The following is a 5,410-nucleotide window of genomic DNA, read 5'->3' as shown; positions in this document are numbered from 1 at the left end:
GCGAAGCGCCGATCAGCTCGGGTGCGCTGCCGTCGGCCAGCCAGAAGATGAAGATGGCTTGGACCCTCGGGCTGCGGTCGACCAGCGCAAGGTACTGGCCGGGGGCCGTTTCGATGCCGGCGCCGGCCAGCGCGTCGAGTGCCAGTGCGCCGTAGCGCTGCGTCTCCTCGGCCGGAACCTCGAGCCGCCGGTCGACCTGGTTGCTGTAGGCGGCGCGAAGTTCCAGCGGCCCGGTCATCGCACAGGCCGCGGTCAGCCCGAAAGCCAGGGCGAAAAGCAGGGCGCGCTTCAATTCCGTTCCGTTGCCGGCAGGAAGGTCCGTACGAAGTCCAGCGAGGAAACCACGCCGGCAATACCGTTGCGATCGGTCACGATCACGTGATGGATCCCGCGCTCGATCATCAGTCCCGCGACCATTGCCACCGGCGTCTCCGCGTCGACGACGATCGGCTTGTAGCTGCACATCTGCCAGGCGCGGGTGGTGGCGGCATCCCGTCCCTGGGCGTGGAATCCGACCAGATCCGTGGCGCTGATCACGCCGATAACCTCGTCCCGCGGCGGCTCCAGCACCGGAACCCATTGCAGGTGCCTGCTCGACAGAAGCGCTTCCACCTGCGCCACGCTGTCGTCCATGGCGATGCTGATCACCGGATGCCGCATCAGGGAAGAAATGACGGTGCTCATGACATTGCTCCTTAGGTTCGACACCTCAGGGCGACAATAGTTCGGACGAGGGCGCCTGCGCTTGATCGGGCGCAAGCGAGCCGGCCGCGCCGATGCCACCGGCGCCGGCTTCCAGCACCGCGGCGCGCATGGCGTCGTCCACGGTTTCGAGTGCGACGAAGCGCATCGTGGCGCGTGCGCTCTCGGGCACTTCGCGCAGATCCTTAAGGTTGCGCGCGGGCAGCAGCACGGTCGCGATGCCGGCGCGCTGCGCCGCCAGCACCTTCTCCTTGACGCCGCCGATCGGCAGTACCAGGCCCCGGAGGCTGATCTCTCCGGTCATCGCCACGTCGTGCCGCACCGGGCGGTCGGTGAACAGCGACGCCAGGGCGATGAACATCGCGACGCCGGCGCTCGGCCCGTCCTTCGGGATCGCGCCGGCAGGGATGTGCAGATGGACGTCGATGTTCTCGAAGCTCACGGCCGCAATGCCCAGGCCGACGGCACGGGCCTTGACCAGGGTGATCGCGGCCTGCGCGCTTTCCTTCATCACCTCGCCCAGTTGCCCGGTGAGGCTCAGCTTGCCTTTTCCCGGCACGCGCGTGGCTTCGATGAAGAGGATGTCGCCGCCGGCCGGGGTCCAGGCCAGCCCGGTGGCGACCCCGGTCACGCTGGCGCGCAGGGCGAGTTCGCGCTCGAACCTGGCCGGGCCGAGAATGGCATCCAGGTCGGCGGCGTCGATGCGCACCGCGGCGGCCGACCCGTCGGCCACCTTCATCGCCGCATGGCGCATGGTGCGGCCGATTTCCCGCTCGAGCTGGCGCACGCCGGCCTCGCGGGTGTAGTCGGCGATGATGGCCTGMAGCGCAGCGGAGCTCAGTTCGCACTGGCCCTCCTTCAACCCGTTGGCTTCGCGCTGGCGCAGCACCAGGTAGGTCTTGGCGATCTGCAGCTTCTCCTCCTGCGTGTAGCCGGGCAGGTCGATCACCTCCATGCGGTCGCGCACGGGCGGCGGGACGTTGTCGATCACGTTGGCCGTGGTGATAAACACGACGCGGCTGAGGTCGAAGGGCACGCCGAGGTAGTTGTCCCTGAAGCTGTTGTTCTGCTCCGGGTCGAGCACCTCGAGCAGCGCGGCGGACGGGTCGCCGTGCGCGCTGGCGCCGAGCTTGTCGACTTCGTCGAGCATCATGACGCAGTCGCGCGCGTGGGCCCGCCGCAGACCCTGAACGATGGTCCCGGGCAGGGCGCCGATGTAGGTCCGGCGATGGCCACGGATCTCGGCCTCGTCGTGGACGCCGCCGAGCGACACCCGGACGAAGGGCCGCTGGATCGCCCGTGCGATGCTCTGGCCGAGCGAGGTCTTGCCGACGCCCGGCGGCCCGACGAAGCAGAGGATCGGCGCGCGGCCTTCGGGGTTGAGCTTGCGCACGGCCAGGAATTCGAGGATGCGCTGCTTCACTTTTTCGAGGCCGAAGTGATCGGCTTCCAGCGTCCGGCGCGCGGCGGCCAGGTCGATCGGCGTCGCGGCCGCGATCGTCCATGGCAGGTCGACCAGGCATTCGAGGTAGGTGCGCAGCATCGAATACTCGCCCGAGGCGTCAGGCATGCCGCGCAGCCGGTCCAGCTCCTTGCGCGCGTGCGCCTCCGTGTCGGCCGGCATGCCGGCCTTGGCGATCGCTTCCTCGAGCCGCGCCATGTCCTCGGCGTTGCCGCCGCCTTCGCCGAGCGCGTTCTGGATCGTCTTCATCTGCTCGCGCAGCAGGAACTTGCGCTGGTGGTCATCCAGCTGTTCCTTGGTGCGCTCGCCGATTTCCTTCGAAAGGCGCAGGACCTCGAGCCGGTGCGCCAGCAGCTTCAGCAGCCGGGCGACCCGTTCGGCCGGCGCGATCGTCTCGAGCAACATCTGCTTCTCGCGCACCTCGGCATCGATCACGCTGGCCGTGATGTCGGCCAGCGCCGAGGGGCCGCGGGTCGTCTGCAGGGCGTGCACCAACTCGGCCGGCACGCTGGGCAGGAAGGACATGAGCGCGACGGCGCGCTCGCGCAGCTGGAGCGCCAGCGCCTCGACCTCGGCCGACTCGTCGGCGACCTCCTCGATGAGCGTGATCCTTGCCGCGAGAAAAGGGGCGCCCTCGACCGGGGCCACCATCCGGAAGCGCTGGATGCCCTGGCACACCGCGTGGTGCTGCCCTTCCTCCGGCTCGAAATGGTGGACCACCCGCGCGAGGGTGCCGACGGCACAGAGCCCGTCGAAGCCGGGGTCGTCGTCGGCGGGTTCCTTCTGCAGCACGATGCCCACCGGCGTGCTGCCCTCGAGCGCGTGCCTGAGCGCGGCGATCGACTTGTCTCGCCCCAGGCTGACGGCTGTCAGCACGTGCGGAAACATCACCAGGTTGCGCATGGGAATCAAGGCCACCACGTCCGGAGGCAGTGCGAGAARTGGCTGCCCGGGTGGGGTCGATGGGTCGGAGGCAGCGGGTTGTGTCATCGCGATCTCTCCTGCATGAACCTGCGGGCATGAAGCCGACGGTAGAACGGCCGGAGAGGCCGCGGCTTGATCGTGCGCAAGCGGCGTTGACAGTGCGGCGGGTGTGCTAGTAGGTTACGATTTTGCGCTGAATCAAGGCTGCGCCGCGGGCCTTGCGCAAAGCTTAGAAAATGACCGCTCGACGCTTCGATGTCTGCAATGGCGATGCCGACGGCCTGTGCGCGACGCTGCAGTGGCGGCTGCACCAGCCAGCATCCGCCCAGATGTTGACGGGCCTGAAGCGTGAGATCACGCTGGTCGAGCGGGTCAAGGCCCAGGCGGGCGACGAAGTCAACGTCTTCGATCTGTCGCTGTCACGCAATCGCGAGGCGCTGCAGCGTCTGCTGGCTGCCGGCGTGCGGGTTCGCTATTTCGATCACCACGCGGTGCAGGACATCCCCTCGCACCCGTTGTTCGAGCCTCACATCGATTGCGCCGACGACGTCTGCACCAGCTTGCTGGTCGACCGGCACCTGGGCGGCGCGTTTCGGGCCTGGGCGATGGTCGGTGCCTACGGCGACAACCTTGCGACGGTGGCCGATCGCCTGGCGCTCCACGCCAGCTTCGAACCCGGCACTAGCGCGTTGCTGCGGCGGCTCGGGGAGGCGATCAACTACAACGCCTACGGCGACGACGCGCGTGACGTGCACATCGCGCCGCAGCGCCTGTACGCGCTGATGGCGCGCTATCCGGACCCGCTCGACATGCTGGCGCACGAGTCGGTGATCGACGAGATCGACGCCGTACGCCATGCCGACCTGCGGCAGGCGCTCGATGTGCCGCCGGCCTGGCAGGACGACGGCGGGAGCGTGCACGTCCTGCCCGACGCGCCGTGGAGTCGTCGCGTGCTCGGCTGTGTCGCCAACGAACTGGCGAACGCCGATCCGCGGCGAGCGCATGCGGTGCTCAAGCAGCAAGGCAAGGGCTACGCGGTGAGCGTGCGCGCACCGCTGGAGGCGCCGTCGGGTGCCCACGAGTTCTGCAGCCGATTCGGTGGCGGTGGACGGGCGCGGGCCGCGGGCGTCGACGCCCTCCCGCCGGAGGAACTGACCCGCTTCGTCTGCGCCTTCGCGACGGCGCGCTGGGGCGGCGCGAGGTCTCGCAAGACGCAGATCTGACGGGCGCCGCGCGGCCATCACCTGGGGTTGTCAATCCGCTGTGCGGACCAGTAGAAGGTGCCCAGCGTCGCGCCGCCGCCGACCCGGACGATCTTGACCCGCGACGTCGCCGCGGTGCTGCTGACGCATGCGCACATCTGCCATGGCTGGCCCGTGACCGTGCCGGACTTCGAGGAAGTGCGCCGGCTCTGAGGCGGGATGTCCGCCGGCATCGGGCATTGATCTGGCGCAATGCGATCGCCCCGACCGGCAGCGAGCATCGGCAGGCTGAGCACCGAGGAGACCCCATGAAGATTCTGCTGGCAGTGGACGGCAGCGACTACACCAAGCGCATGCTTTCCTACCTCGGCAAGCACAAGGATCTGTGGCGCCAGGCCAGCTTCACGGTGTTCCATGCCGTGCCTGCGCTGCCCCATCGGGCGGCCGCATTCGCCGCTCCCGACACGGTTCGTGGCTTCTACGAGGACGACGCCCGGATTGTCCTGGAGCCCGTTCGCGCCCACCTGAAGGCGCTGGGGATCGAAGCGTGCTTCGTCCACCGGGTGGGGGATCCGGCCGTCGAGATTGCGTCGTACGCGGACTCGGGCCGCTTCGATCTCCTGGTCATGGCATCGCATGGCCACGGCGCCCTCATGAGCCTGGTGCTCGGATCGGTCGCCACCGAGGTCCTGGCGCGGTGCGCGGTGCCGGTCCTGGTGGTGAAATGAGTACTAATTTCTGGATAGAACTAGTATCAATCAGTAATCTTCGGTAAAGTCGCTTTCATGCACCTCCTGCGACCATTAGGGAGGGACTTCCTAGGAGGTACGCCGTTCTCTCGTGTTCTGCGTGAACAGGCAGGCCCTGCTGCGGCTGTTCCCGACACCCTTGAACCCGATCCGCGCGAACTCGTCGCTCGGGCCTGCGCGCTTCTTGCCCAGGAAACCGACGCCTGGCGAGAGCGACAGCGTGCCGATCTGTTGCCCGGGAGTGGACGTTGATCTGCCCTTCGTGCGCCTTTGTGAATTCGGAGAGCGCGCGTTTTTGCGGCGGCTGTGGCGTTCCTCTGGACCTGGGCGGGCAAAGACCAAGTGGCGAGCGGCGGCAGATCACGGTGCTG

At 68.1% G+C, this 5,410-nt stretch carries 5 protein-coding genes and 1 pseudogene; 3 read left to right on the top strand and 3 right to left on the bottom strand.

Annotated elements, in window-relative coordinates; translation table 11 throughout:
• The 3 genes and pseudogenes from AC1DY5_RS40470 to lon form a co-directional block, all read right to left on the bottom strand.
• Positions 1 to 292: pseudogene (locus AC1DY5_RS40470) on the bottom strand (murein L,D-transpeptidase); the annotation flags it as partial.
• Positions 289 to 684 carry a CBS domain-containing protein gene (locus AC1DY5_RS40465; protein WP_478120079.1) on the bottom strand — a complete coding sequence of 132 codons (396 nt, stop codon included), beginning with the start codon at positions 682 to 684 and terminating at the stop codon, positions 289 to 291. The pseudogene AC1DY5_RS40470 and the gene AC1DY5_RS40465, both read right to left, overlap by 4 nt.
• Before the next feature lie 25 nt (positions 685 to 709).
• Positions 710 to 3,154, bottom strand: a complete 2,445-nt coding sequence (gene lon, locus AC1DY5_RS40460) for an endopeptidase La (RefSeq protein WP_478120078.1) — start codon at positions 3,152 to 3,154, stop codon at positions 710 to 712.
• A 170-nt stretch (positions 3,155 to 3,324) separates the two neighbouring features.
• On the opposite strand from lon, the gene AC1DY5_RS40455 reads away from it, so the two are divergent.
• From AC1DY5_RS40455 to AC1DY5_RS40445, 3 genes are all read left to right on the top strand, one after another.
• Positions 3,325 to 4,311 carry a DHHA1 domain-containing protein gene (locus AC1DY5_RS40455; protein WP_478120077.1) on the top strand — a complete coding sequence of 329 codons (987 nt, stop codon included), beginning with the start codon at positions 3,325 to 3,327 and terminating at the stop codon, positions 4,309 to 4,311.
• Between the two features lie 287 nt (positions 4,312 to 4,598).
• On the top strand, positions 4,599 to 5,018 hold the full coding sequence (locus tag AC1DY5_RS40450; RefSeq protein ID WP_478120076.1) for a universal stress protein: 420 nt from the start codon (positions 4,599 to 4,601) through the stop codon (positions 5,016 to 5,018).
• A gap of 160 nt (positions 5,019 to 5,178) precedes the next feature.
• A partial coding sequence (locus tag AC1DY5_RS40445) for a hypothetical protein (RefSeq protein ID WP_478120075.1) occupies positions 5,179 to 5,410 on the top strand: 232 nt, incomplete at its 3' end.

The sequence above is a fragment of the Variovorax sp. P4_D9 genome (assembly GCF_056401695.1).
Note: the sequence above shows the minus strand (reverse complement) of the source record. Positions and strands in the feature narration are given on the sequence as shown.